The sequence below is a fragment of the Dactylosporangium sp. NPDC050688 genome, from assembly GCF_040654515.1.
Lineage (GTDB): Bacteria > Actinomycetota > Actinomycetes > Mycobacteriales > Micromonosporaceae > Dactylosporangium.
In genome coordinates this window covers 18,449-44,056 of the sequence record NZ_JBFAIC010000081.1, presented here as the reverse complement: position 1 = coordinate 44,056, position 25,608 = coordinate 18,449, and the positions used below count along the sequence as shown (strand labels likewise).

The 25,608-nt window shown below is 74.8% G+C and carries 23 protein-coding genes; 11 read left to right on the top strand and 12 right to left on the bottom strand.

Annotated features, from left to right (window positions below):
* Positions 1-147: 147 nt before the first annotated feature.
* From AB0H83_RS44875 to AB0H83_RS44860, 4 genes are all read right to left on the bottom strand, one after another.
* Entirely contained in the window at positions 148-1,431 is a 1,284-nt protein-coding gene (locus AB0H83_RS44875) for a family 16 glycosylhydrolase (RefSeq protein ID WP_360107678.1), read from the bottom strand.
* Between the two features lie 98 nt (positions 1,432-1,529).
* Positions 1,530-1,805, bottom strand: a complete 276-nt coding sequence (locus tag AB0H83_RS44870; RefSeq protein ID WP_360107676.1) for a helix-turn-helix transcriptional regulator — start codon at positions 1,803-1,805, stop codon at positions 1,530-1,532.
* Complete coding sequence (locus AB0H83_RS44865; protein WP_360107673.1) at positions 1,805-2,188, bottom strand: DUF2975 domain-containing protein; 384 nt, start codon at positions 2,186-2,188, stop codon at positions 1,805-1,807. The genes AB0H83_RS44870 and AB0H83_RS44865 overlap by 1 nt, the downstream gene beginning before the upstream one ends.
* Before the next feature lies 1 nt (position 2,189).
* Complete coding sequence (locus tag AB0H83_RS44860; protein ID WP_360107670.1) at positions 2,190-2,402, bottom strand: hypothetical protein; 213 nt, start codon at positions 2,400-2,402, stop codon at positions 2,190-2,192.
* 204 nt (positions 2,403-2,606) lie between these two features.
* Between AB0H83_RS44860 and AB0H83_RS44855 the strand changes: the two genes are divergently transcribed.
* The gene (locus AB0H83_RS44855) at positions 2,607-3,428 is read left to right on the top strand and encodes an SAM-dependent methyltransferase (RefSeq protein WP_360107667.1); all 822 of its coding nucleotides are present in this window, start codon (positions 2,607-2,609) and stop codon (positions 3,426-3,428) included.
* Positions 3,429-3,880: 452 nt separating this feature from the next.
* Here AB0H83_RS44855 and AB0H83_RS44850 read toward each other — a convergent pair whose 3' ends face one another.
* Positions 3,881-5,425, bottom strand: a complete 1,545-nt coding sequence (locus AB0H83_RS44850) for a hypothetical protein (RefSeq protein ID WP_360107664.1) — start codon at positions 5,423-5,425, stop codon at positions 3,881-3,883.
* Positions 5,426-5,616: 191 nt separating this feature from the next.
* Here AB0H83_RS44850 and AB0H83_RS44845 point away from each other — a divergent pair, with 191 nt between their 5' ends.
* The 6 genes from AB0H83_RS44845 (at position 5,617) to AB0H83_RS44820 (ending at position 12,971) form a co-directional block, all read left to right on the top strand.
* Entirely contained in the window at positions 5,617-6,279 is a 663-nt protein-coding gene (locus AB0H83_RS44845) for a response regulator transcription factor (RefSeq protein ID WP_360107661.1), read from the top strand.
* Complete coding sequence (locus tag AB0H83_RS44840; RefSeq protein ID WP_360107658.1) at positions 6,276-7,397, top strand: HAMP domain-containing sensor histidine kinase; 1,122 nt, start codon at positions 6,276-6,278, stop codon at positions 7,395-7,397. The genes AB0H83_RS44845 and AB0H83_RS44840 overlap by 4 nt, the downstream gene beginning before the upstream one ends.
* 70 nt (positions 7,398-7,467) lie before the next feature.
* Entirely contained in the window at positions 7,468-8,145 is a 678-nt protein-coding gene (locus AB0H83_RS44835) for a superoxide dismutase (RefSeq protein ID WP_360107655.1), read from the top strand.
* Positions 8,142-11,291, top strand: a complete 3,150-nt coding sequence (locus AB0H83_RS44830; protein WP_360107652.1) for a phosphatidylglycerol lysyltransferase domain-containing protein — start codon at positions 8,142-8,144, stop codon at positions 11,289-11,291. Before AB0H83_RS44835 ends, AB0H83_RS44830 begins: the two co-directional genes overlap by 4 nt.
* A complete protein-coding gene (locus AB0H83_RS44825) occupies positions 11,288-12,127 on the top strand; it encodes a hypothetical protein (protein ID WP_360107649.1) in 840 nt (279 codons plus the stop codon). The genes AB0H83_RS44830 and AB0H83_RS44825 overlap by 4 nt, the downstream gene beginning before the upstream one ends.
* Before the next feature lie 229 nt (positions 12,128-12,356).
* Complete coding sequence (locus AB0H83_RS44820; protein ID WP_360107646.1) at positions 12,357-12,971, top strand: DUF4232 domain-containing protein; 615 nt, start codon at positions 12,357-12,359, stop codon at positions 12,969-12,971.
* 190 nt (positions 12,972-13,161) lie between these two features.
* On the opposite strand, the gene AB0H83_RS44815 is transcribed toward AB0H83_RS44820, so the two are convergent.
* Positions 13,162-14,307 carry a DUF4253 domain-containing protein gene (locus AB0H83_RS44815; protein WP_360107643.1) on the bottom strand — a complete coding sequence of 382 codons (1,146 nt, stop codon included), beginning with the start codon at positions 14,305-14,307 and terminating at the stop codon, positions 13,162-13,164.
* Between the two features lie 124 nt (positions 14,308-14,431).
* Complete coding sequence (locus tag AB0H83_RS44810) at positions 14,432-16,021, bottom strand: ADP-ribosyltransferase domain-containing protein (protein WP_360107640.1); 1,590 nt, start codon at positions 16,019-16,021, stop codon at positions 14,432-14,434.
* A 160-nt stretch (positions 16,022-16,181) separates the two neighbouring features.
* Here AB0H83_RS44810 and AB0H83_RS44805 point away from each other — a divergent pair, with 160 nt between their 5' ends.
* Positions 16,182-16,859, top strand: coding sequence for a macro domain-containing protein (locus tag AB0H83_RS44805; RefSeq protein ID WP_360107637.1), 678 nt, complete (start codon positions 16,182-16,184; stop codon positions 16,857-16,859).
* A 129-nt stretch (positions 16,860-16,988) separates the two neighbouring features.
* Positions 16,989-17,765: a phosphatase PAP2 family protein gene (locus AB0H83_RS44800; protein WP_360107634.1), complete on the top strand. Its 777-nt coding sequence runs from the start codon at positions 16,989-16,991 to the stop codon at positions 17,763-17,765.
* Between the two features lie 399 nt (positions 17,766-18,164).
* On the opposite strand, the gene AB0H83_RS44795 is transcribed toward AB0H83_RS44800, so the two are convergent.
* Both AB0H83_RS44795 and AB0H83_RS44790 read right to left on the bottom strand, forming a co-directional pair.
* Positions 18,165-18,755 (bottom strand): hypothetical protein, encoded by a 591-nt coding sequence (locus AB0H83_RS44795; RefSeq protein ID WP_360107631.1) that lies wholly within the window; start codon positions 18,753-18,755, stop codon positions 18,165-18,167.
* A gap of 118 nt (positions 18,756-18,873) precedes the next feature.
* Entirely contained in the window at positions 18,874-19,932 is a 1,059-nt protein-coding gene (locus AB0H83_RS44790) for a Gfo/Idh/MocA family oxidoreductase (protein WP_360107628.1), read from the bottom strand.
* Positions 19,933-20,107: 175 nt separating this feature from the next.
* Here AB0H83_RS44790 and AB0H83_RS44785 point away from each other — a divergent pair, with 175 nt between their 5' ends.
* Positions 20,108-20,659, top strand: a complete 552-nt coding sequence (locus tag AB0H83_RS44785) for a GNAT family protein (RefSeq protein WP_360107625.1) — start codon at positions 20,108-20,110, stop codon at positions 20,657-20,659.
* 45 nt (positions 20,660-20,704) lie between these two features.
* Here the strand turns inward: AB0H83_RS44785 and AB0H83_RS44780 are convergent, their stop codons facing one another.
* The 3 genes from AB0H83_RS44780 to AB0H83_RS44770 form a co-directional block, all read right to left on the bottom strand.
* On the bottom strand, positions 20,705-21,754 hold the full coding sequence (locus AB0H83_RS44780; protein ID WP_360107622.1) for a TerC family protein: 1,050 nt from the start codon (positions 21,752-21,754) through the stop codon (positions 20,705-20,707).
* 119 nt (positions 21,755-21,873) lie between these two features.
* Positions 21,874-23,073: a helix-turn-helix domain-containing protein gene (locus tag AB0H83_RS44775; RefSeq protein WP_360107620.1), complete on the bottom strand. Its 1,200-nt coding sequence runs from the start codon at positions 23,071-23,073 to the stop codon at positions 21,874-21,876.
* A 115-nt stretch (positions 23,074-23,188) separates the two neighbouring features.
* Positions 23,189-24,658, bottom strand: coding sequence for a hypothetical protein (locus tag AB0H83_RS44770; RefSeq protein WP_360107617.1), 1,470 nt, complete (start codon positions 24,656-24,658; stop codon positions 23,189-23,191).
* A 433-nt stretch (positions 24,659-25,091) separates the two neighbouring features.
* Between AB0H83_RS44770 and AB0H83_RS44765 the strand changes: the two genes are divergently transcribed.
* Complete coding sequence (locus AB0H83_RS44765; protein WP_360107614.1) at positions 25,092-25,592, top strand: YcxB family protein; 501 nt, start codon at positions 25,092-25,094, stop codon at positions 25,590-25,592.
* Positions 25,593-25,608: the final 16 nt, after the last annotated feature.

Genomic DNA, 25,608 nt, shown 5'->3' with positions numbered 1-25,608 from the left:
CACCGAACCCGAACCCGGTGCGTCCAAAGAGAAGTATGGTCGAGGCACGTGCCGCCTCCCCCCGGTAGGCGCTGCCCTCCATTCTCCCGGCCGCCGACCACCGAGTCCAGCGTCGTCACCCTGGGCAACCGGCACGGCACGTACCGGCTACGCGAACGCCCAGCGCTGGTTGGTGCTGGCGGCGCAGTCCCACAGCTGCAACGGCGTGCCGTTGGCGGAGGAGACGTCCTTCGCGTCGAGGCACTTGCCGAGGGCGCGCACTGTGCCGTCGGCGTTCGCGGTCCACTTCTGCGCCGCGGTGCCGTTGCAGTCGTACAGCTGGACCCTCGTACCGTTGGCGGGGTTTGCGGCCAGGACGTCGAGGCACTTGCCGAGGGCGCGGATCGTGCCGTCGCCGGGGCGGGACCACCGCTGGGCGCCGGTGCCGTTGCAGTCCCACAGCTGCACCTGGGTGCCGTTGGCGGTGTTGGCCGCCGCGACGTCGACGCACTTGCCGCCGATGCCGGTGATGCGGTTGCCGGTCGCGGGCGGCGGGGTCGTGGTGCCGCCGCCGGTGGTGTACGCGAACACCCGCACGTAGTCGACCACCATCTGCTGCGGGAAGGTGGTGCTGGCGTCGGGCGAGCCGGGCCAGTTGCCGCCGACGGCGACGTTGAGCAGCATGAAGAACGGGTGGTCGTAGACCCACTTGTTGCCGCGCGTGTCGGCCGGGGTCCGCCGGAAGTACTGGGCGCCGTCGAGGTACCAGGTCACGGAGTCCGGGGCCCAGTCGACGGCGTACGTGTGGAAGTCGTCGGCGAGGGCGCGGCCGCCGGGCAGGACGGTGCTGCCGGTGAGCGGGTTGCCGCCGGAGTAGCCGGGGCCGTGCAGGGTGCCGTGCAGGGTGCCGGGCTCCTTGCCGACGTTCTCCATGATGTCGATCTCGCCGCTGGCCGGCCACGGGTTGGTGGCGATGTCGTCGCCGAGCATCCAGAACGCCGGCCACAGGCCCTGCCCGCGCGGGATCTTGATCCGGGCCTCGAACCGGCCGTACTTCTGCGTGAACTTGCCCGCGGTCAGCAGCCGGGAGGAGGTGTACTGGCAGCGGCCGTACCAGCAGTTGTAGTTGCCCGGGTTCTCCTTGCGGGCGCTGATGACGAGGTGCCCGGCGCCGTCGAGGGCGGAGTTGGCCGCGCCGTCGGTGTAGTACTGCAGCTCGCTGTTGCCGAAGCCGCCACCACCGACGTCGTGCTTCCATTTCGCCGTGTCCGGCGCCGCGCCCGAGGGCCCGTCGAACTCGTCGGACCAGGTGAGGTTGCCGATGCCGGCGGACGCCTCGGGCGGGTTGTTGAACGCGGTGGCGACCAGGCCGGTGACGGCGATCGCGAGGGCGGCCGCGATGACCGTCAGCGGGCGGCTGGTCCAGCGCCGCCGGGTGGTGGACGTGCTCACAGGTGCTCCCAAGAGGTCCGGGGTTGATCGATCCCCAACGCTATGGAGAGAGCGCTTTCGGGGCAATCGCCGCACCTCAAGGCCGCCGTACAGGCTCCTTATGACTTCCTTTCGCCGCCGTCACCGCCGTCGCCGGCGCCGGTCGGCGGGGCACCCCGGGCCACCGTGAAGAGGTCCCCCGGCTGGCAGTCCAGGACCTCGCACAGGGCGGTCAGCGTGCTGAACCGGATCGCCCTGGCGTGGCCGTTCTTCAGCACCGACAGGTTGGCCAGGGTGATGCCGACCCTGGCCGCGAGGTCGGTCAAGGTCATGCCACGCTCGGCGAGCAGCCGGTCGATGTGCACGTCGACGCGGTGATCGTCGGCCGGCGGCATCAGATGACCCCGGCGAGCTCGGACTGCAGCGCCCGCTCCCGCTTGATGATCTCGGCGAGGGCGAGGAAGCCGAAGCCGCACAGGCACCAGACGAGCGGGACCTGGGCGCCGGTGTTCGGCGGGTCGGTCACGACGGTCGTGGACAGCTCCAGCCCGGCCCATAGCTCGAGGTAGAACGCAGCGATGCTGCCGAGGAACACGACCCAGCCGACGACCCGCAGCCGGCGCACGTTGGCGGCGGCGAACGGGTCGCCCCGGCGGGCGGCGCGCACCACGAGCAGCAGCATCGCCAGGGTGAACACCGCCAGCAGGTACCACGGCACGACCTGCACGGCGTGCCAGGCCACCTGCCGCACGCTCGGGTGCTCGACGAGGACCCGCACGTCACTGCCGGGGTCGAGCCGGGCACCGGGCAGCAGCCCGGTGCCCGGCGTCCGGCGCGACGTGCACGCCGGCGCCGACGGTGACCGTGATCGAGTCCCGGACGGCCATCGCGCGCGCCTCCACCACGGCGCCCAGGCCGGGCGCCGCGTACAGCAGCGACTGCAGCTCCGCCAGGTAGTCCCGGCCGCGCAGCCGGGCCGGCATCCGCTTCATGCGAACCTCCCCCTTATCGACTTTCGATATACCGGTAATCGATAAGGACCGGCAGACTGTCAAGCGTCCTGTCCGCACCGGCGCCGCCCGAGCAGCGCCCACCGGGCGGCCGTCCCGGGCGGGACATCCGTTGGCGGCGACCGCTACGATGAGCGACGCTGCGCCGTACCCCCACCGGATCCTGAAACGCCGGGAGGCTTCCCCGTGCCGACGAGCGACCTCGACCACCCTCAGCCCGACCCGCGGCTGGACGCCACCATCGTGTCCCCGGCCCGCCGGTGGAACTACTGGCTCGGCGGCAAGGACCACTTCCAGGTCGACCGGGAGTCCGGCGACCGGATCGCCGCGGCGTACCCCGCGATCCGCATCGCCGCGCAGGAGGGCCGCGCCTTCCACAACCGCACCATCCGCTTCCTCGCCGGCGAGGCCGGCATCCGGCAGTTCCTGGACATCGGCACCGGCCTGCCCGCCCCGGACAACACCCACGAGGTCGCGCAGGCGATCATCCCGCAGGCACGCGTCGTGTACGTCGACAACGACCCGATGGTCCTCGCCCACGCCCGGGCGCTCATGATCGGCTCGCCGGAGGGCGCGACCAACTACATCGACGCGGACCTCAACGACCCCGCGGCGATCCTCCGCGCGCCGGAGCTGACCGGCACCCTCGACCTGCGCGAGCCGGTCGCGATCCTGCTGTACGCGGTGCTGCACTTCATCCGCGACGACGAGCGTGCCCGCAAGGTCGTCACCGACCTGCTCGCCGCGGTGCCGGCGGGCAGCTACCTGGTCGCGACCAACTCCACGAAGGACTTCGTCCCGCCGCACGTCGCCGGCATGTACGACCAGATGCTGGCGAAGGGCCTCGTCGACGCCTGGCCGCGCGACAGCGCCACGTTCGCCCGCTTCTTCGACGGGACACAGCTCGTCGAGCCCGGCGTCGTGCCGATCAGCGAGTGGCGGCCGACGGCCGCCGAGCACGCCTCACCGGCCGAGGTGTCGATGTACGGCGCGGTCGGCGTCAAGTAGCCACGTCCCGAGCCGCCGGCGTCGACAGCGCCGGCGGCTTCCTGCAAAGGCTTCCGCCGGCGGCTTCCTGCAAAGGCTTCCGCCGGCGGCTTCCTGCAAAGGCTTCCGCCGGCGGCTTCCTGCAAAGGCTTCCACCGGCGGCTTCCTGCAAAGGCTTCCACCGGCGGGCGCTCACCCGTCGGCGGGTTTGCGGATCACGGCCTCCCGCCGCGCCAGCTCGGCCACCGCCCGCTCCGACAACGGCTCCAGGCGCACGCGCCTAACAGCCCGCCAACTGACGGGCTCATCGGCGCCGGGCGGTGTCTGAGCGGCCGATCCGGCGATCAAAAGACAGGAACCCACGCGCTCGTGGACCGGGAGTCAAGGAGGCGACCCGGCGAAGTGTCGGGCTGCTCTACCTGACCGTAGTACACCATAACTAATTGATGTTCGAAGCGATCACCGCTCGTAGTTTACCCTGCGTCCGGGCTCGCACCGGGCGCCGCCACAGCGCGCTCCCGGTGACGTTCTTCGGCACTCACCGTTACCAGGTCGACACGCTCGACGAGCCCGCCGTCGCCGCGCTCGACGAGCCCGCCGTCGCCGCGCTCGGCGAGAACACCGTCGACCGTGGCGGCAGGGTCAGGTGCCGGGGTCGCCCGGCGGGCGTGCAGCCACAGCAGCACGACCACCGCCGCCGTCACCGCGCTCCAGGTCGTGAACCGCGCGGCGGCCGCGGCGTCGATCTGGTTGCCGGACGTCACCAGCGGCGGCAGCCGGTCGACTGACGTGCCGAGCAACGAGGCCATGCGGCGCAGCGGCGCGTTCCCCGGGTCGGCGAGCCAGTGGAACCGTTCCAGCGGATGCGCGTCCGACAGCAGCGACATCGTGTACCCGTACGCCGCGGCCAGCTCGGCGGCGACGAGCAGCGGCCAGGACGGCAGGCGCTGCAGCAGGGCGCCGATGTAGTAGGCCAGCAGCGGCACCGTCACCGACAGCAGCCGGCCCGGCGGGGAGAAGCCGCCCGGCCAGTTCGGGTACGTGGCGATGAGCACCGCGTACGGCGTGACCGTGCCGAGCAGCACCAGGTTGAGGCGGCGGTGGGAGCGGGTCGCGCACAGCAGGAGGCCGGCGCCGGCCAGTACCAGGACCGGGAAGTTGGACAGCATCCCGAACCGGCCGTCGAAGGCAAGGTACAGCAGGCCGCGCAGCGGTGACTGGCGCAGCAGGCCCTCGCCGAGCGCGTCGGTGCTGCCCGGGGCGGGGCTCAGCGAGTGGTACATGACGGCGTTGAACACCTCGAGACCGGCCGCGAGCACGAAGACCGGCGCGAGGGCCGCGAAAAGGGCCACCCGTGAGCGGGGCACGCACACGACCGCCAGGATCGCGAACGTCACCGGGAAGATCGCGTACCGGCCGTGCACCCACGGCAGATAGCCGACCCCTGCCGAGGCCAGCGCCAGCCGCCACACCGCGGGGCGGGCGGTGAGCAGGACCCGGGCGGCGTACACGAGCGCCAGCATGCCGAGGGGTTCGACGAAGAGCATCGAGGCGTACACGTACAGGGGCGAGCCGAGCGCGAGCAGCGCGGTGGTGAACCCGGCGTACGGGATGCGGATGCCGTGCTCGCGTTGCAGGCGGTAGACGTGCACGACGGTGAGGACGGCCGCGGCGAGGGTGACGAGGTGCGCGCCGGCGCGGCCCCACAGCAGGAACGGCACCGCGAACAGCAGCGGCGCGCCGAGGTTGTGGAACGGCACGGGGCGGCCGTCGACGACGGCGACGTGCGCGTCGATGTCCGCCGGGTAGTACGCCCAGTAGTCACGGTGCTCGTACACCGGGGTCGGGTCGAACGTGTGGTGGTCCACCATCGCCTGGGCGAGCGCCAGGTAGTGCGGCTCGTCGCCCATCGGCAGGGCCGGCAGCCGCAGGCGCACGGCGGCGGCGAACGCGGCGGCGGCGAGCGTGACGAGCCCGGCGAGGACGGTGCGGTCGGTGCGCGCCTGGTCCTTGGTCATGCCGACGGAGTGTGCGGCGGCCATGGTACGGCCACCGTCAGCGATCTTCTGACCTTCCCTTTACCACCCGCCTGGCATGCTGATGCGGGCAGCAACCAGCGGCCGGCAAAGGCAAGGCAAGGCAAGAAGGCAAGGCAACACAAGGCAAGACAGAACCGAAACAGCGGACAGCGAACAGCAAAGGACGCAGCATGCGGGTGCTCGTGGCCGACGACGAGCGGCTCATGGCCGACACGATCGCGGCCGGGCTGCGCCGCCAGGCGATGGCGGTCGACGTCTGCTACGACGGCGACGGCGCCCTGGAGCGGCTCGGTGTGCACCGGTACGACGTCGCCGTCCTGGACCGGGACATGCCGGGCCGCACCGGCGACGAGGTGTGCCGGTGGATGACGGGCGCGAGCCTGGACACCCGGGTGCTGCTGCTGACCGCGGCCGGCGGGATCCGTGACCGGGTCGAGGGGCTCGGGCTCGGCGCCGACGACTACCTGACGAAGCCGTTCGCGTTCGCGGAGCTCGTGGCCCGGATCCAGGCGCTCGGCAGGCGCAGCGCGCCCGCGGTCCCGCCGGTCCTGGAGTACCGCGGCCTTGTGCTCGACGTGGGGCGGCACTCGGCGGTGCGGGACGGGCGGGTGCTGGGGCTGACGCCGAAGGAGTTCGCGGTGCTGCACGTGCTGCTGCGCGCCGGCGGGCAGGTGGTCAGCGCCGAGGACCTGCTGGAGCAGGCGTGGGACGAGCACACCGACCCGTTCTCGCACGTGGTGAAGGTGACGGTGATGACGTTGCGCCGCAAGCTCGGTGACCCGCCGGTGATCGAAACGGTGCCGCGCGCCGGGTACCGGATCGGGCCGGGATGAACGTACGCACGCCGCGGCGGCGGGTGCTGATGCTCGTCGCCGCCGCCCTCGTCAGCGGGTACGCGGTGCGGTACGCCGCGGACACGTACACGTTCACGCCGACCACGTTCCGGTTCCTGGCGCTGTTCTGCGACCCGCAGCTGTCGCTGTGCGGGGCCGCGCGGGAGCAGGCGTGGTGGCTGCTGCCGTACGGGTTCGCGCTGCTCGCCGCGCTGGTACTGCTGCGGTTCGTGGCGCCGCGGCTGATCACGTGGGCGCTGCGGCCGATGCGGGACCTGGTGCCGGTCATCGCGCAGGTCGGGCCGCAGAACCTCGGGCACCGCATCCGGGTGGCCGGCAGCCGCCGCGACGAGTTCACCGCCCTGTGCCTGGCGGTCGACGACATGATGGACCGCATCGTCGCCGGGTACGAGGGGCAGCGCCGCTTCGCCGCGAACGCGTCCCACGAGCTGCGTACACCCCTGGCGGTGCAGCGGACGCTGATCGAGGTCGGCATGGGGCAGCCGCTGACCGACGAGCAGTTCACGCTGCTCACGGCGCAGCTGCTGCAGACCAACGAACGCAACGAACGCCTCGTGGACGGGCTGCTGGTGCTCAGCGAGGCCGACCAGGGGCTCGCGGTGCGGCTGCCGCAGCGCCTCGACGACATCGCCGCCGGGGTCCTCGCCGCACACGAGGCGCGGGCCGCGGCCGCCGGGGTGCGGCTCACGTCGCAGCTGCGGCCGTGCACCGTGCGCGGCGAGGAGGTACTGCTGGAGCGGCTCGTCACGAACCTGGTGCAGAACGCGATCAAGTACAACCACCGCGGCGGCTCGGTGCACGTCACCGTCGGCGGCGGCACGCCGGAGCTGACGGTCGCCAACACCGGCCAGGAGGTGCCGCCGCACGCGGTCGCGGAGCTGTTCGAACCGTTCAAGCGGCTCGCCGCGGACCGGATCGACCACAGCGGCGGCGCCGGGCTCGGCCTCGCCATCGTCCGTTCGATCACCCAGGCGCACGCGGGCACGGTCACCGCCACCGCCCGCGCCGGCGGCGGCCTGCTCGTCGAGGTCCGCCTCCCCGTCGAACCGCAGGAGCCGGGCGCCCCGGCGCGGCCAGTACCCCGGCATGCCCACTAAAGGGCCGAAAATGGGGTGATACGGGCGCAGCGGCGCCCCGGGGTGCGGTGGCCGGGTCGACGCTGGGCACATGCACCGCGTCACCACGCTTCTGCTGCTGTTGCCCGTCGGCCTGGCCGGCGGGTGCACCCCGTCCGCCGGCGGCGCCGATCCCGCCCCGTCGCCGCGGGTGACGTCCGCGACCGGGACGTTCGCGGCGTACACGCCCGGCGCGACCGCGGTCACCTACGACCAGGCGCTCGTCCCCGCCGGTGCGGTCGCCACGGTCAGCATCGCCCAGACGTCGTCGGACAGCCGGGTCTGGTTCACGGTCGCCGGGCTGCTGCCGAACCGCGGGTACGGCGTCCACCTGCACACGAACCCGTGCGGCGCGACCGGTGACGCCGCCGGGCCGCACTACCGGCACCGGCACCAGCAGGTCGCGCCGAACCCGCCGTCGCCGCCCGCGGTCGCCCCGGGTCCGGTGTCGCCGTCGGTGCCGGGGCAGGCGTCCAAGGCGGTGCCGCAGGCGTCGTCGGCGTCGGTGTCGGTACCGGCGGCGAACCCCTCCGACGCGAACCCGCAGAACGAGGTGTGGCTGGACGTCACGACCCGCGCCGACGGCAGAGGCTCGGCGGTCGCCACGCACCCGTGGACGTTCGACCCGCCGCCGCGGTCGCTGGTGATCCACGCGGCGCCGACGAAGACCGGGCCGAGCGACGCCGGTGACGCCGGCGCCCGCGTCGCCTGCCTCACGCTGCCCGCATGACCGTCGCGAGCGACCCGCCCGACGACGACCAACCACCCACCAAGGACCAGGAGGAGCCGGCGGGCGCGGCGTTGCGCGTCCCGGACCGGATCAGCGTGCCGGTGCCCGCCGGCGGGCGCGTGCTCGTCTGCGGCGACCTGCACCTCGCGTCCCGCCCCACCGCCGCGTCCCGCCGCCTCGAGCAGGAGCTCGCCGCCCGGCTCGCCCGGTGGGAGGGCCCCGGCGCGGTCGTGCTCAACGGCGACGTCGTCGAGCTGTGGGGCGACCCCGGCGGCACCGTCGAGGCCGCCCTCGACGCGCATCCCGCCCTGACCGCGGCGCTGCACGGGTTCGCGGCGGCGCCCGACCGGCAGGTGGTGGTCATCGTCGGCAACCACGACGCGCCGGTCGCCTGGGACGGCGTGTCGGCCGGCACGTTCGAGCGGCGGGTCGGCGCCCGGTGCGCGCTGTCGGCCGACCTGGAGCTCGACACGGCCGCGGGGCGGCGGGTCGTGCGGTGCGAGCACGGGCACACGTTCGACCCGGCCAACGCGCTGCGGGACCCGCGGGACCCGCTCGACTCGCCGCTCGGGCAGCACATCGTGCAGGAGGTCCTGCCGGAGGTGCGGCGCAGCCCGCTGCTCGGCGACGTCGCCGCGCTCGCCGACCCGAACGCGGTCGGCCAGTTCGTCGCGTCCCGGCTGGTGTACCGGCGCCTCGGCGTACACGCGTGGTGGCTGCTGCTGCCGCTGCTCGTCGCGGTGCTGCTGCGCATCCCGGAGCTGGTGCACCTGCTGTCGGAGACGGGCCGGCTGCGGTGGCTGCCGCACTGGACGGCGCTCGCCGGGACCGGGCTGATCGTCGAGGCGGCGGTGCTGGTCGCGATCGCGGTGCTGCTCGCCCGGGTGGTGTACGCGGCGATGGCCGGCAGCCGCCTCGGCCCCCGGGGCATGCACCTCAACGGCGCGCCGCGGGCCGTGGCGGCGTCGCTGTGCGCCGGCGGGCTCGCCGGCTTCGTCACCGGGCACACGCACCAGCCGGAACTGGCGGCGGTCCCCGGCGGGTTCTACGCCAACAGCGGCTGCGGGGTGCGGTGCGTCGAGGCGCGGCCGGCCCGGTGGTTCCTGCCGCCGGTGTTCACGGCGCTGCTGCGCCGCTCCTGGGTGGAGCTGCACGCCGGCCGGGACGTGCGGGTGGAGCTGGTCGTCGGCGAGTCCGGCGCGGGTGAGATGACCCGCCTGGAACGGCTCGCGGCGCGCCGCCGCCCCGCCGCGGCGCCGGAGGCGCCGGAGGTGGTCGCTGCGCTGCCGGGTGAGGCGGGGTGGCCGCTGCAGCAGACGGGCCTGGAGCGGCGGGCCCGCGACGAGAAGGTCCGGCGGGTCGCCGCCGTCGCGGTCGCCGCTGTCGCGGTGCTGAGCCTGCTGTCGGCGCTGACGACGCCGCTGCGGGGGCGGCTCGCGGCGCTGCTGGGGGCGCTGCCGGTGGAGGTGCCGCAGGCCGCGGCGGCGACCGTCGTGTTCACCGCCGCGGCGCTGCTGCTGCTCGCGTGGGGGCTGCGACGCGGGCGGCGGCTGGCGTGGACGGCCACGGTGCTGCTGCTGGCCGCGACCGCGGTCCTGCACGTGGTGAAGGGTATCGACGTCGAGGAGGCGGTCCTGGCGGTCCTGGTCGCGGGGTGGCTGCTGCGGCACCGGGCGGCGTTCCCGGCCCGCCCCGACAGCCGCCAGGTGCGGCTGGCGACGCTGACCCTGGCCGGTGGCGCGGTCCTGGTCGTGCTGGTGTCGGCGGTACTGGTGCTGCTGACCGGCGCGCGGGACCGCACCGGCGCGGGACACACGGCGGAGGCGGTCGCGGGGCGGCTCGTCGGCGACCGGGTGACGCCGCTGCCGATGGCGTCGCCGGTGCTGGCCCCGGCGCTGTACGCGGCCGGGCTGAGCCTGCTGCTGGTGGTCGGGTGGCTGCTGGTGCGCCCGCGGCTGCACCGGCCGCCGAGCCCCGCCGAGCACCGGGCGGACCTGGAGCGGGCCCGGCGGATCGTGGCCGGGTACGGCGCGGACACCCTCGCGTACTTCGCGCTGCGCGACGACAAGTCGTGGTTCTTCACCGGTGACTGCGTCGTGGCGTACGCGGTGCGCGACGGCGTGTGCCTGGTGTCGCCGGACCCGGTCGGCCCGCCGGAGCAGTGGGCGCAGGCGTGGGCGGAGTTCACCGCGTTCGCGGACCGGCACGGCTGGCCGGTCAGCGTCGTCGGGGCCGGCGCCGGGTGGCTGCCGGTGTACCGGGCGTCGGGCATGCGGCCGGTGTACCTGGGTGACGAGGCGATCGTCGACTGCGGCACGTTCACCCTCGACGGGCACGCGATGAAGGGGCTGCGGGGCGCGTGCAACCGGGTGCGCCGGGCCGGGTACACCGTGCGCTTCTACGACCCGGCGCGGCTGCCGGACGACGTCGCCGGGCAGCTGCGGGAGCTGATGACGCAGAGCCGCCGCGGCGACGTCGAGCGCGGCTTCTCGATGACGCTGTCGCGGCTGTTCGACCCGCGGGACACCGGCCTGCTGCTCGCGGTCGCGCACGGCCCGGACGGGCGGGCCGGCGGGTTCTGCCACTGGATCCCGGCCGCCGACATCTCCGGCTGGTCCCTCGACGTGATGCGCCGCAGCACCGGCGACGACGTGCCGAACGGCCTCACCGACTTCATCATCGTGGAGACGATCGCGCAGCTGCGGGCGTGGGGCGCGTGGGGCCTCGGGCTGAACTTCGCCGTCATGCGGCAGGTCCTGGCCGGCGAGCGCGGCGAGGGGCGGCTCAGCGACCTGCAGCGCCGGCTGCTGCACCGGTTCTCCGACACGATGCAGATCGAGTCGCTGTGGCGGTACAACGAGAAGTACCGGCCGCTGTGGCGCCCCAGGTACCTGGTGCTCAGCGGCCTGGGCAACGCGCCGGTGCAGGGGCTCGCGATCGCCGACGCGGAAGGGGTCGCGGAGCTGCCGGTGATCGGCCGGCTCCTCGGCCGCGCCGACCAGCCGCCAGGTCCGCCCCCGGATCCGCCTGGTTCACCGCTGGATCCGCCGCCTGGTTCGCCGTCGGGCTCGCCGGCGGATCCGCCGCCGGACCTTCCGGAGCGGCCGATGGCGGAGCGGCCGGTGGCGGAGCGGCCGCCGACGTGAGTGCCGCGCCGGCTGTGGCGCTCGCGTTCGCGGCCGCCGGCGCCGTCGGCTACGGCGTGTCGTCGGTGCTGCAGGCCGCCGGCGCCCGGCGCGCCCCCGGGATGCTGCAGACGTTGCGGGCCCCCGCCTACCTCGGCGGCGTCGGCCTCGACCTCCTCGCGTGGCTGGCGTCGCTCGCGGCGTTACGGACGCTGCCGGTGTACCAGGTGCAGGCGGTCCTCGCCGGTTCCCTCGCGGTGACGGTCGTGACCGCCCGGCTCGTGCTCGGCGCCCGGCTGCGGGGCGTGGACGTGGCCGCCGTCGCGGTAACCGTCGCCGCGCTCGGGGTCCTCGCCGCCGCGTCCGGCCCGCAGGACGCGGCGACGCCGGCGGCGGCGACCCGGGCGGTCCTCGCCGCCGCGGCGGTGCCGGTCGCGGCGGCCGGGTGGGCGGCCACCCGGTGGTGCCCGCCGCCGGTCACCGGCGCCGTCACCGGCACCCTCGCCGGGCTCGCGTTCGGCGGTGCCGCGCTGTGCGCCCGCGCCGCCGTCCTGCCGCCGCGCCCCTGGCAGGACCCGGCGGCGGTCGCCGCCGAACCCCTCGTCTGGGCCCTGGCGGTGTTCGGGGTGACGGGGACGCTGCTGTACGCGTACGCCCTCGAACACGGCCAGGTCGGCCCGGTGACCGCGCTGCTGTGGATCGCCGAGGTGCTGGTGCCGTCGGCGGTCGGGGTCGGGCTGCTCGGCGACACGGTGCGGCCCGGCTGGGGCGCCACCGCGGCGGCCGCGGTCGGGGCGACGGTCGCCGCCGCGGCGGTCCTCGCCCACGCACCCGCGAACGCCGCCGCCACCGCCTGACCGTCGGCGGCCGACGCGCCTCAGCGGCGGACGTGCCGGCGCGAGCTCCGGTCAGCCGCCGTCGCGGGAGGCCCGCGGTGACCGGCCGAACGTCGCTGCCCCCGTCCCAGTCTGCGAGGCCGCGCCCGCCGCGCCGCTGACCGTGCGTGCCACGTCGTTGCCGGTGCGTGCCTGCCGTCCTGCCGCGACGGGCCAACGGCACCGGCGCCGGTACGGCATGATCGGGTGGATGCTGGCACGACGGCTCTGCCCCGCCCTCGCCCCCGCTGCCGCCGCGTTCGCCGCCCTGGCGGTGCTCGCCGGGTGCGGGACCATCCCGGCGCACCCGGACGGTGCCGCGGCCAGGCCTGACGTGTCGGTGCCCGAGGTCGTGCCGACGCCGCTGCCGGCAACGCCGTCCGCCCTGGTGGACACGGCGCCGCAGTGCCTGGCGCCGGGGGTCGCGCTCTCGGTCGGCGAGGTCGACGCGGCGTTGGGGCTGCGCGCCGTCGGCATCACGCTGCGCAACTGCGGCACGGCGACGTACACCGTGCAGGGTTACCCGGCCGTCGACGTCCTCGACGCCGACCGCAAGGTCCTCGACGTGACGGTCCTGGACGGCACGTCGAACGTCGCCACCATCGAACGCTACGACGCACCGCCGGAGCGGCTCGCCGTCCCGCCCGGCGGGACCGCGGTCGCCGTCCTCGTCTGGCGCAACCTGACCACGGACGCGGCGACCGTCGCGAAGGGCGCGTACGTCAGCGTCGCCCCGGTGGACGGGCAGGCCCGGCACGTCCTGGCCCTCTCGGTCGACCCCGGCAACACCGGCCGGCTCGCCGTGAGCCCTTGGACCGCCCCATAAGCGGTGGCGGGTCGCCGCCGCGGGGCGGTGGCGGGTCGCCGCCGCGGGGCGGTGGCGGGACGTCGGCGCGACGGTGGCGGGTCGGCGGTGGCGGGTTGCCGGCGGCGTGGCGGTGGCGGGTCGGCGGTGGCGGGCGGCTTCGACTGGAGCATCCGCCTCCCGGCCCCCTGATCCGTGTCCTGCGCGGCGGTCAGTCCCACCAGAAGCGCCACAGCCTCCTGCCGACGAGGTCCGCGGCGTACTGCAGGAACTGTGACCCGTCGGGGTCGTACGCGAACCCGCCGACCGGCTCGGCCTCGGGGCAGAACCCGAAGTGCTCCACCGCCACCCGGACCGCCTGCTCGAGCGTCACCGGCGGCGCCGCCACACTCAGCAGCAACGTCCCGCCGCCGACACCGATCAGCCGGGCGCCGAACCGGTCCTCCCAGCTGCGTACGACGGCCGCGAGCGTCTCGGGCACGCCGGGCTCGCCGTCACTGGGAATCCAGCCCGCGACGGCGAGGGCGTCCGCACCCCGGGCACACGGGACGAGGGCCAGTTGGACGCCGGGACCGACGTTCGCGACCGCTGCCAGCTCTTCGACACCGCCGGTGACGTCCCGGTCCCCGGCACGGTCAATGCCCGCCTTCCGGCCCGCGCCGGCGTCTCCCTCATCGCCTACGCCAGCGTCTCCCTCCTCGGCTGAGGCGGCGGGGTGGACGGATGCTGCGGTGGAGCTTCCGGTCGCTGCGGCGGGACGGCCTGTCGCTGCGGCCGCAGTACGTTCGGTCAGCGCTCCAGGACGGTCTGTCCCGGCGCCCGCTCCACGGCCACCACCACCGTCCCGACTCCTACCTCGGCCGGTGACCGCCTCCACCAGACGGGCGGCGGTCACGTCGGCGACCCGGTCGGGATCGGCGACGGGCACACCGGCCGGGGCGCTCCCCGGCCACGGCGCGGGCAGCCGCCGCCAGTCCTGCCACCACCGGGTGGTGAGGCCCAGCGCCCGCCGGTCGGCCCGGGTCAGGAACCCCTCACCGAACCCTCCCCACGACCGGACCAGCACCGCCGCCGCGTCGAGCCGGTCCACGGCCACCGCGTCCGACGCGAACCAGCCGAACGCGAGATCTCCCAACCCGTCGAAGACCAGCACCGGCCACAATCCAGACCGCCCGTGCGCGGCCCGCAGCCGACCCCACAACCGCGCCGGGACCGGCCCGTCGGTCACCCAGCACACCGGCCCGCGCCCGTCGTCCCGCGCCGCGACGAGGTGCCCCTCCGGCAGCGGCACGTCCAGCACCCCACCATCCATCAGCACCCCAGGGCCGCTGCCCATCCCCGACGGATCCCCTCGCACGCCAGCGCACCCTACGCGCGCGACGGCCGGACACCGCAGCCGCGACCACCCACCGGCATCACCGCCCACCCCCCGGCGGCGACGCCGCCCCGAGCCGCCCCGAGCCGCCCCAAGCCGCTCCCCGTCAGCTGACCTGGTGCTGCTCGGCGAGCTCCGTCAGCCGCACCGTGCACAGCCCGCCGCGCTCCGCCTTCACGTCGGTGACCTTCAGCTGGGTGCCCGGGGTCAGGATGAACTCCTCCTCCCCGGTGAACGCGGAGAACCTCCGGATCCCCACCGCCCGCTGCGGGTGCACCTCGAACAGGGTCCGCTTGCCGCGGCGGCCCAGGAACGCCTCGGCGACGCTGAGCTTCGAGGTGCACGACGACACGCCCCACCACGTGACGGTCTGGCCGGCGGGATACTGGGCGCGCAGGTCCATCGACACGCCGCGCCACAGCGGCTCGGTGCGCACGGGCAGCCGGGACACGGCCGAGAACAGCAGCCGCAGATACGGCAGGTACGGCACGATCCTGCTCCGGTCGGGGCTGCGCAGTGTGGCGTTGATCTGCCGGTAGAAGGCGGACTCGCAGGTGTACAGGTACAGGGCGGCGACCTCGTCGGTGCTCAGACCGCCTGGGTCGCCGGCGCGGCTGGTGCCGAACTGGTGGGACTGCTCGACGTGCCAGTCGAGGCCGGACAGCAGCTTGGCGGCCGGGGCGACGGCCTCGCGGAACTCCATGAGCGGGGTGTCGAACACGCCGGTGATCGCGGGCAGGGCGAGGCCCTCGTCCTTGACGCTGGCGAGGCGCTCCAGATACAGCTGGTGCAGCTCCATCGTGGACGCGATGAACGCGGCCATCCGGTCGGCGGTGCCGTCGTCGGTGCGGCCGTCGTCGGCGGGCACCGTGTTCCAGCCCTTGCTGGGCAGCCAGTCGACCGGCTGCGCGCCGAGCGCGTCGAGGGCGTCGTTGACGGCGGCGAAGTGCTCGTTGTCGCAGAAGATGTCGCCCTGCGCGGCCGGGTTGGCGTGGTCGATGTGCCGGACCCGCACACCCGGATACTTGCGCTCGAGGCGCTGCACGACACTCTTGAGGCTGCGCGCGTGCGCGCCCCACCAGGCGAACACGACGCTGCGGTCGGGCTCGTCGGCGTCCTGCTTGGCCTTCAGGATCTCCTCGACGAGCCGCTCCACGACCGGGCGCCAGAACGCGGTGTGCTGGTCGGTGGCCATGGCGCCGTCGCTGCTGGCGGTGAGCGCCGCGTTGAGCAGCAGCACGCCCTGGGTCAGCATCGCCTGGAACCACTCGGGCGGCTGCACCGTGTCGTGCTGCTTGAGCAGCTTGCGGATGTCGGCGATCGGGGTCTTCTTCGGGATGCCGTGCTTCCACATCGCCGCGGCCTTGATGATGCAGCGGATCGAGACGACCTTGCCGAACTGGCTGTCGTCCCAGTCGTGGAACGTGTTGTCGAACATGGCGATGCCGGTCGCGCTCTCCGGCCTGGGATACGGGTTCTGCCCGAAGACCACGACCTTCCACCTGTGCGGCGGGTTGGGCTTGAGCGCCTGGAACGTCAGCTCCCGCACCGGCACGACCCGCGGGCTGCGGCCGGGGCCGATGAACGAGGCCGCGGCCGGCTGCGCCTCGATGACCGGCTTCAGCAGCGGCAGCCACGGCTCACCGCCGCCGCTGAACAGCTCGGCGAGTGCGAGAAGGTCGTCGGTGTCGCTCACGATCGCTCCCAGGGACGGCACGGCGAGGTCTGCCCCGGCGGCGCGCAGGCCCCGAAGGCGCCCGGAGATTAGCACCGACCTCCGACAATTTTTCCGCCGCGAAGCATCCGGTACCTTCGAGCCCTTCGCACCCGCCCCTTCGTCCACATCGGAGTGAGCCATGACCGCAGATGCACCGAAGCAGCAGCTCAGGGTGGTCCTGAGCGACGTCAACGCCAGCGTCGTGCAGGCGTGGCGGTCCGCGTTCGCCGACACGCCTGAGGTGACGATCGTGCAGGGTTCGATCCTTGACCAGCGGGTCGACGCGTGGGTCAGCCCGACCAACTCCCAGGGCCGGATGGACGGCGGCGTCGACGCGGTGGTCAAGCGGCACCTCGGCGCCGGCATCCAGCTGCGGGTGCAGCGCGCGATCCGCGACGGGTTCGCCGGCTCGCTGCCGATCGGCAGTGCGGTGTGTGTGCCGTCGGGCGCCGCGAACCCGAAGTACCTCATCTCCACGCCGACGATGACCCAGTCGGTGCAGAACGTGCGCGAGACGCTCAACGTCGCCCTCGCATGCGCCGCGGCGTTCCAGGCGATCCACCGGCAGAACGAGGCGGAGCCGGGCAGCATCACGTCGGTCGCGCTCGTCGGCATGGGCGCCGCGACGGGCAAGGTGCCGCCGCAGGTGTGCGCCAACCTGATGTGGGCGGGATACACGCTGTTCCACGACTACACGTTCAGCGACTACGACGAGCTGCGCGCTACGGTCACCGCCCAGCTCGACGACATCGAGCGCCGCCCGGCGCAGCAACGGGTCCGCATCACCCCACCGGCCCGCACCGACCGCCGCCGCTGACCCGCCGGCACGGACCGCGGCCGTGACCACGACGCCGCACCGGCAACGACGGCTGGAAACCCTCATGTCCTGAGCCGCTCTCATCTGGCACCGCTGTTCTGAACCACCCCGAGGGGGTACGCACAACGGATGTCGCAACGACCACGACCCTGCCGGTGGCTGCGCCGGCCCGGCTCCGACCTGGGCCTGCGGCTGACCCTGGCCGCGGCCGCCGCGGTGCTGCTGCTGGTGCCGTTCACGGTGCTGATGCTGCTCGTCGCGACCGCGTGGCCGCCGCTGCTGGCCCTCGACGCCCACCTCGCCGCGACGCTGCACGCCGGCACGTCGGCGAACCCCGCGCTCGCCGGCGTGCTGCAGCTGTGGACCGACATGTTCGCCCCCGGCCCGCTGCGCGTCCTCGTCGGCGTCGTCGCCGTCTGGCTCTGGTGGCGCGGCGCCCGCCGCGTCGCGCTGTGGGCGGTCGTCACCATGGTCGCCGGCGGCCTGCTCGGCGCGGGGCTCAAGCTGCTGCTCGGCCGGGACCGGCCCGAATTCCTGGATCCGGTGTCGCACGCCACCGGCTACTCGTTCCCGTCCGGGCACTCGCTCACCGCGGCGCTCGGTGCCGGGGTCCTCCTGCTGATCTTCCTGCCCTTCGTGCCCGACGCGTCGCCGGTACGCACCCAGCGCGCCACCCGGTGGACCATCATCGCCGCCGCCCTGATCGTGACCGTCGCGACGGGGCTGACCAGGGTCGCGCTGGGCGTCCACTGGCTCAGCGACGTCGTGGCCGGCTGGACCCTCGGCGTCGCCGTGATCGCGGCCACCACCGCCGCGTTCGCCACCTGGCGTGGCCTGCCCGCCCGGCGGTCCCCGCAGGGCGGGTCCGGCCGGCCTCCCCCGCGGGACATGCCCGGCCGCACGTGAGGCCGCGCCCGGCGAGGCTGGGGTCAGCGCCAGTCGGGGCGTTCGCCCGTGTCGACGAGTTTCCGGCGTCTCTCGCAGGCGCTGTCCGGCCGGCGGTCCTCGCGGGACACGCCCGGCCGGCGGTCCTCGCAGGCGCTGTCCGGCCGGCGGTCCTCGCAGGCGCTGCCCGGCCGACGGTCCTCGCGGGACACGCCCGGCCGACGGTCCTCGCAGGCGCTGCCCGGCCGGCGGTCCTCGCGGGGGCCGGCTGGGCGACGGCCCACGGCTGGCGACGACGCGTTCGACGAGGCCGCGCACCCCGACGCACAGCGGACCGGACGGCGCCGCCGGGCACCACCACCAGGGCACCGGAGCGACCCCGTCCGCCTCCCCTGCCCCGAGCTCCAGGCGCGGACCGGTTCAGCGGGACTGGGTGACGGTCCCGTCGGCGGCGATGCGGAGCCCTGCCTGCGGCGCACCACCGTCGCACGCGGCAGGGCTTGCGTTCGCGGTGGCCGGCGGGGTGCCGGTGCCGCGGGGCTGGCCGCCGGGGCACACGATCGACGGCCGGACCTGCACCTCAGCGGCGATCACCAGCGGCGCCCCGGGCGGCGTCGTGACGGTGACCGTGACCGGCTCGGCGGTGAGCTGCGGGACGGGCGCGTACCCGTACCCGGGGCCGGGGCCGGGCAGCTGCACGGCGCTGCACGTGGTGTCCGGGTCGACCGACGGCCCGGACGGGCACGGCATGGCGCTCACCGGCCCCGAGACGTGCAGCGGCACGTCCTGCTCGTGGCACCCCCAGCCCCCGCAGACGCGCAGGTGCACGACCGGCACCCGCGCCGCCACCGCCTCGTCGACGTCGATCCCGAATCCTCGCAGCGGCGCCGGGCCGCCAGCCATCCCGCCACCGTCCTGCGGACCGCCGGGCCCCGCGGAACCCACGGCCGCGCACCCGGCCAGTGCGCACACCAGCATCACCGTCAGCGCCACCGCGCGCAGCATCCTCACGTCACCTCCGACGCGGCCGCCCGCCCACCGGTTCCCACGCCGCCCGCGCGAAAAGCACCAGGCTGCCGGGCTGCCGGGCCCGGCAGCCCGGCGCCGGTGACGGTGCGCAGCGTCGGGGTCAGCCGAGGGTGACCACCCGCCGCTCCCCGGCGGAGCGCCGGGCGGCCTCCAGCACCCTGAGCGCCGCCACCGAGCCGGCCGGGTCGACCGGCGGCGGCGCGCCGTCGCGCAGGGCGAGCACGAGGCCGCTGTAGAAGCGCTGGTACGCGCCGGGTTCGGTCGGCACCGGCTCGTCCTTGCCGTCGACGGTGAGCATGCCGTAGCGGGCGGGGTCGTCCTCGCCCCAGCCGGGGTCGGTGGGCAGCCGGCCCGCGCGCAGGGCGTCCTCCTGCACGTCCATGCCGTGTTTCGTGTACGCCCCCCGGTCGCCGAGCACGCGCAGCCTCGGGCCCGGCGCCGCGGCCAGGGCGCTCATCCACAGGTGGGAGCGGGCGTCGCCGGCGTGGCGCAGGGCCACGAACACGTCGTCGTCGACCTGGATGCCGGCGCGGCGGGTGTGGACCTCCGCGTACACCTCGGTCGCCGGCCCGAGCAGCTGCAGGGCCTGGTCGACGAGGTGGCTGCCGAGGTCGTACAGGAGGCCACCGGCGTCGGCGGGGTCGTCGCTCTCGCGCCAGCCGCCCTTCGGCACCGGCCGCCACCGCTCGAACCTCGACTCGAAGCGCAGCACCCGCCCGAGCGCCCCCTCGTCGACGAGCCTGCGGGCGGTGAGGAAGTCGCCGTCCCAGCGCCGGTTCTGGTACACGCTGAGCAGCAACCCCCGCTCCGCGGCCAGCCGCACCAGCTCGTCGCCTTCGGCGGCCGTCGGCGTCAACGGCTTGTCCACGACGACCGGCAGCCCGGCGTGGAGGGCGGCCCGGGCGAGCGGCGCGTGGGTCCGGTTGGGCGAGGCGACCACGACGACGTCCAGATCACCCGCCGCCGCCCACAGCGCGTCGGCGGTGTCGAGCAGCGCGGCGCCGGGGTGCGTCCCGGCGGCGGCGCGCCGGCGGCCGGGGTCGGCGGTGACGATCGCGCTCAGCCGCAGGCCGGGCGTGGTGCTGATCAGCGGTGCGTGGAACGCCGAGCCGGCCGTGCCGTAGCCGACCAGCCCGACGCGCAGGGAGGTGTCGCTCATGCCGTGCAGTCTCCCCTACCCCACCGGCCCCCGGACACGATCCCGCCCGCTTGATCGAAGCCGCGCCGTGGTCGTCCCAGACGGCCGGCACGCGACTTGGATCACCACGGTGAGCGCGGCAAGGACCGCGACAGCCGCACCCCCGGCGGAACGCCGTGGTTGTAGCGTGCAGATCATGTTCAGTGTTCCGCTCGCCGACGGCGCGCAGCTGCGCCCGCTGGAGCCGTGGCAGGCCGCCGAGTTCCTCGCCCACATGGACCGGGCCCGGGCCACCGTCGACCCGTGGATCCCGTGGGCCGGGGTCAGCACCGACCTCGAATCCGCCCGGGCGACGCTGCAGCGGTACGCGGACCTCGCCGCCCGCGACGCCGGCCGCCTGTTCGGCATCTGGCTCGACGGCACGCTCGTCGGCGGCACCATGTTCGTCGCGTTCGACGCCGCCGCCGGCACCTGCGAGATCGGCTGCTGGCTGGAGCCGGCCGGGCAGGGCCGCGGCCTCGTCACCCGCGCGGTGCGGCTGCTCATCGACCACGCGGTGCACACCCGCGGCATCCACCGCGTCGAATGGCGCTGCCGCCCCGACAACACGGCCAGCAGCGCGGTCGCCCGGCGGCTCGGCATGCGGCTGGACGGTGTGTTGCGGGAGGCGTACCCGTACCAGGGGATCCGCCACGACACGGAGGTCTGGTCGCTGCTCGCCCCCGAGGCGAAACAGGCCCAGGCATGAGCAAAGGGGGGCGGCGGACCGGTCCGCCGCCCCCCTTGGACGCGCCTACCCGTGGTGGCGCGACGACCGCCCCACCGCCTCCTCGACGGACTCGCCCTCCGGAGACTTCACAGCATCCGAGGATGCCAACGGCTCCGCAGACTCCGCAAGCTCCGCGGGCTCCGCAGGCGGGTGGCGCAGGCTCAGCACCACCGACCCCGCCAGCACCACCACCACGACCGCCAGGCTGACCAGCGACGGGATCTCCGGCACCGCCGTGCTGATCGTCTTGTGCGCCGCCTGCAGGATCAGCTTCACGCCGATGAAGGCCAGGATGATCGCCAGGCCCTTCGACAGGTGCCGGAACTTGTCCAGCATCCCGGCGAGCAGGAAGTACAGCGCCCGCAGGCCGAGGATGGCGAAGGCGTTGGACGAGTAGACGATGAACGTCTCGTCGCTGACGGCGAGCACCGCGGGCACGCTGTCGACGGCGAAGACCAGGTCGGCGGCCTCGATCGCGACCACCACGACGAGCATCGGGGTGGCGACCCACTTCACGCCCTGCTTGACGAAGAACTTCGCCCCGGCGTACTCCTGCTGCACCGGCACGATCCTGCGCACCAGGCGCACCGCGATGTTGGTGCTCGGGTCGTAGTCCTCCTCGTCGTCCTTCAGCAGCTTGTACGCGCTCCACAGCAGGATCGCCGCGAAGACGAACAGCACGACGGTGAACTTGCTGATGATCGCCACGCCGGCCGCGATGAAGATCGCCCGGAAGATCAGGGCGCCGATGACGCCGTAGAAGAGCGCGCGGTGCTGGTACTGCTTGGGCACCGCGAAGTAGCCGAAGATGAGGGCGAACACGAACAGGTTGTCGACCGACAGGCTCTTCTCCAGCAGCCAGGCGGTGGTGAACTCCACGCCGGCCTCGGCGCCCAGGGTCGCCCAGACCAGGCCGGCGAACGCGAGCGACAGCGCCACCCACACGGCGCTCCACTTGGCGGCCTCGCGGAAGCCGATGACATGTTCCTTACGGTGGGCGAAGAGATCGACGGCGAGCATGACGACGACCGCGGTGCCGAACGTCGCCCACAGCCAGATCGGCACATCGAGCATGAATGCCTCCAGATAGCAAACGTCTGGGCTCCAGCGTCGCTCGTCACCGGCGGGCCCCGCTGCGTCCGCCGCCGGACGTTCGGCCGTAGGTACGTTGCCGGTCGTCGGCAACGTAGCGGTCAGCCTTCGAGGGGCGTCGCGGGCCAGTCGAGCAGTCTCGCGGCCGTCACCGCGGCGTGCAGGGTGAGCCGCTCGGCGGGCTCGGACGGGTCCCTGCCGGTCAGCTCCGCCACGCGGGCGAGCCGGTACGTGACGGCCCGCACCGACAGGTTCAGCCGGGCCGCCGTCTCCGTGGCGACGCAGCCCGTGGCGTAGTACGCGTCGAGGGTCTCGACCAGGTGGGCGGCGCCGCCGCGGGCCCGGGTGAGCGGGGTGAGGGTGCTGCGCACCAGATCGTGCACGGCCGGCAGGTCCTGCAGCAGCACCCGGTAGATGGTGAGGTCGCGGGCGTCGGCGACGGGCTGCTCCAGACCGAGCCGGTCGGCGAGGCCGAGGGCGTAGCGGGCCTCGTCGTGGCTGGTGCGCACCGCGGCCGCGCCGATGCGGGGGCTGCTGACGGCGCCCCGCCACGAGCGCGGGGCGAGCTCGTCGCGGATCTGGCCGTCCAGCTCCCGCACGACGATGTCGCGGACCGCCTGGACCGCCGCCGCGTCGGGCGCGGCGAACACGCACACCAGCTCACCCGAGCGGATGAGCACGAGCGGCTGGGCGTCGCCGTGGCGGCCCTGCAGGGCCCGCTCCAGCCGTCCGGGGGCCGCGGCCGTGTCGGGCCCGCCGAAGCCGGCCGGCCGGCGGGCGACCAGCACCGCGACCGGACCGGTCAGGGTGAGCCCGATGTCGGCGGCCGGGCCGGTCGCCTCGATCGCCTGCTGCCCGCCGGCCAGCAGCGCCTCCAGCACGTCGTGCTTGACGGACTCCTGCAGGCGGATCACGTCGGCGCGGGCCAGCTGGAAGCCCTCCACGAGCGCGGCGACGCCGTCGTCGGCGGCCCGCAGCACGGCGAGGGCGGCGTCGCGGACCCGGTCGCCGTCGCCGGCGGCGACCTGCGGCACGTCGCGCCACAGCCGCCACGCCGCGGACAGGTACAGGTCGACGAGCGCCCGCAGCGCCACCCCGCGCACCGCCGCCCGGCGCCCCGACGTCGCGCACGCCTCCAGCTCGCGGCGGCGCAGCCGCCGGCCGGCGGCGGTCGCCGCGACGACCGCGGGCAGGAACCCGCCGAGCAGCTCCGGGTCGACGCCACCGGCGTCGCTGGACGCGGCGGCGGCGATCCGGGAGAGGTCGGGCCCGTCGCCGTGGGCCCGGTGCGCCACCACCATCGCCCACCTCACGTCGCGGGTACGCCCGAGCCCCCAGGCTACAAGGCGCACCGGCCCCGCCGTCCGGGCAACGCCGCGACCAGGCCCGGCGGGCACGGCATGCGCCGGCAGGGTGTCAGCCGCGGGCCGCGCCGATGCCGAGCAGGACCGCGATGCCGAGGGCGCTGCGCGGCGTGTACGCCTGCCGCCACAGCCCGCCGTGCGCCGCCGCGTACGCCTCCTCCTGCCACGGGTGGGTGCCGGCCGGGCGCGGCACGTGCAGGTCGTGCACGAGCAGCGCGGCCATGAGCGTGTTGCTGGTCGCCGGTTCGAAGATCTCGATGCCGAAGCGGTGCGCGCCCGCGTACGCGGCGGCCAGCAGCCTGTTCTTCAGCACGCTGCGGGTGCGGGTGGCCGGCGCGACGGTGAGCGACACGGTGGCGCCGGCGGCGCGTTCGTGCGCGGCCCGCCACCGTTGCAGGCGTTTCGCGAGGGCGTAGTTGGGCCCCTGTTGCGGCACGAGGCTGTCGTTGATGCCGGGGTACCGGCCCGCGGGGTAGTTCGGGGCGAGCAGCCGCCCGCCGCTGAGGGCCCGCAGCGGGCGCCGGAGCCGGCCGATGCCGGTGGCGGTCGCGTAGCGGCGGACGGCCTCCTCGACGGCGTCGTCGGGCACCGCGAACACGTCGGTGGGCGTGGCGAGGAACGCCAGCGCCAGGTCGGGCCGGGCCGCGCGCAGCCGCACGGTGAGCGCGTCGACGGCGGTGGCGACCCGCACGTTGAGCGGCCCGTCGGCGTACACGTAGTTGCCGAGCACCGGCGCGCCGCCGACGTCGCCCAGCCAGTCGGTGACGCGGCGCAGGTCGTGCAGCAGGTCCGCGCCGGCCCGCTGGGCGAGGTCGGCGTCGTCGCCGCCGGCGACGGGCACGTGCAGCCGGCCGCCGCCGCGGTGCGCGGTCTCCAGCAGCCGCTGCCAGATGGCGGGGCGGGGCAGGTCGACCGCGACGACGTCGGCGCCCCAGCGCAGCAGCGCCGTCAGCGGGCCCATCTCCGCGCCCGCGCCGAGCACGACGACGGGCCGGCCGCGCAGGGCGAGCCAGTCGGGGTTGGCGGCGACGGTGCGCACCGCCTCCGCGCAGGAGCGCTCGATGACGCCGCCGTCGACCCACCGGTCGAGCTGCCGGTCCAGGCTCTCGCCGTGCAGGCGGTCTCCCCGGTACGGCACGACGAGGTCCCGCCGCGCCTCGCCGGACCCGGTGACGGTGACCGTCCGCAGCGGCGCACCGGCCGGCGCGTCGAACGCGGCGTCCAGGGGCTGCTCCGCGTCGCCGGGGCGGTGGCGGTGCCGCATCCGCGACCGCAACCCGGTGAGGCCGTCGGCGGCGACGGTCAGGGCCGCCTCGCGGGACGGCAGCCCGGCCTCGACGAGGCGGCGGAAGTGGCGCAGGTAGCCGCCGCGCCAGTCGGTGGTGGTCTCCGCGTCGCGGGCCCACTCGGGGTGCACGGACCGCAGCGCGTCGGCGACGACGCCCCGGCCGAGCGCGGACGTGCTCGGTGCCCCGTCGACGGTGGGGATGACCACCCCGGTGGCTTGCGGCGCTTCGCTCATGGTGGCCCAGTCTGCCACCGGCCGGATCCGCGAAGGCCGCCCAGGAGGGGGTCCTGGACGGCCTTCGGCACCGGGGGGTGGTTACTTGACGGTCACGTCGAAGCGCGGGTCGGCGGCGATGCGCTGGAACGATCTCCCCCGGAAGCTGGCGCCAGGCCCCGGCGGCCTGACCTCCACAAGATTCCGGGGCACCCGGAGCGCCCCCGGTTCGCCGCCGGTTGCCGTTGGGGTGTCCGCCCCGCGCCGTCGGCGTCCACAGTGGACAGCTGTTCGGGGGACGTCCGCGGGGGTCGCGGTGCCCGCCGGTTGCCGGCCGGTTGCCACCCCGGCCCGGCCGGCTGCTGCCGGACCCGGCCGGTCGCCGACGCCGCCGGGATGGTGGCACTTGTCCGGTTCGTCGCGGGTACGGCCGGCCGCCCGGTATCCTTCCGGCGTGCACATCCGATTCGACGTCCCGGCCGACCCCGCGTACGCGGCCCGGGTCGCCACCGTGCTCAGTGACGTGTACCTGCGCAAGTACCGGTACATCGGCTTCGGGCTGATCGCCGTGGGCCTGCTCGGCCTGTGGGTGCCGATCGGCGGCGACGACTTCGACGCCACGCCGTTCTTCATCACGATCCTCGTCGTCGGCGTCGCGTCGATGCTGTTCCCGGTCTGGGCGCGGTATTCGGCCCGCCGGCGCCTCGACGGCCTCGCGGTCGACGGCGGCTACGACATCAACGACGACACCGTCACGATGCGCAGCGGCACCGAGAGCGGCCACCTCGACTGGGACGAGGTGACGAAGGTGACCGAGTCGCGCGGCTTCTGGGTGCTGTTCACCGGCCGGGTGCCGTACACGGTGATCCCGCTGCAGTTCATGACCGCCGAGCAGCAGGAGACGCTGCGCGCGTTCCTGACCGAGCGCGGCAACCTCCCCTCCGCGCCCGCCTGACCCCGCCGCACCGGGG

Excerpts from the sequence above, each read along its gene's own strand:
- AB0H83_RS44870 (WP_360107676.1), bottom strand. The coding sequence starts at position 1,805 with ATGCCGCCGGCCGACGATCACCGCGTCGACGTGCACATCGACCGGCTG.
- AB0H83_RS44860 (WP_360107670.1), bottom strand. The coding sequence starts at position 2,402 with ATGAAGCGGATGCCGGCCCGGCTGCGCGGCCGGGACTACCTGGCGGAG.
- AB0H83_RS44850 (WP_360107664.1), bottom strand. The coding sequence starts at position 5,425 with ATGACCAAGGACCAGGCGCGCACCGACCGCACCGTCCTCGCCGGGCTC.
- AB0H83_RS44845 (WP_360107661.1), top strand. The coding sequence starts at position 5,617 with ATGCGGGTGCTCGTGGCCGACGACGAGCGGCTCATGGCCGACACGATC.
- AB0H83_RS44840 (WP_360107658.1), top strand. The coding sequence starts at position 6,276 with ATGAACGTACGCACGCCGCGGCGGCGGGTGCTGATGCTCGTCGCCGCC.
- AB0H83_RS44835 (WP_360107655.1), top strand. The coding sequence starts at position 7,468 with ATGCACCGCGTCACCACGCTTCTGCTGCTGTTGCCCGTCGGCCTGGCC.
- AB0H83_RS44830 (WP_360107652.1), top strand. The coding sequence starts at position 8,142 with ATGACCGTCGCGAGCGACCCGCCCGACGACGACCAACCACCCACCAAG.
- AB0H83_RS44820 (WP_360107646.1), top strand. The coding sequence starts at position 12,357 with ATGCTGGCACGACGGCTCTGCCCCGCCCTCGCCCCCGCTGCCGCCGCG.
- AB0H83_RS44805 (WP_360107637.1), top strand. The coding sequence starts at position 16,182 with ATGACCGCAGATGCACCGAAGCAGCAGCTCAGGGTGGTCCTGAGCGAC.
- AB0H83_RS44800 (WP_360107634.1), top strand. The coding sequence starts at position 16,989 with ATGTCGCAACGACCACGACCCTGCCGGTGGCTGCGCCGGCCCGGCTCC.
- AB0H83_RS44790 (WP_360107628.1), bottom strand. The coding sequence starts at position 19,932 with ATGAGCGACACCTCCCTGCGCGTCGGGCTGGTCGGCTACGGCACGGCC.
- AB0H83_RS44785 (WP_360107625.1), top strand. The coding sequence starts at position 20,108 with ATGTTCAGTGTTCCGCTCGCCGACGGCGCGCAGCTGCGCCCGCTGGAG.
- AB0H83_RS44780 (WP_360107622.1), bottom strand. The coding sequence starts at position 21,754 with ATGCTCGATGTGCCGATCTGGCTGTGGGCGACGTTCGGCACCGCGGTC.
- AB0H83_RS44775 (WP_360107620.1), bottom strand. The coding sequence starts at position 23,073 with ATGGTGGTGGCGCACCGGGCCCACGGCGACGGGCCCGACCTCTCCCGG.
- AB0H83_RS44770 (WP_360107617.1), bottom strand. The coding sequence starts at position 24,658 with ATGAGCGAAGCGCCGCAAGCCACCGGGGTGGTCATCCCCACCGTCGAC.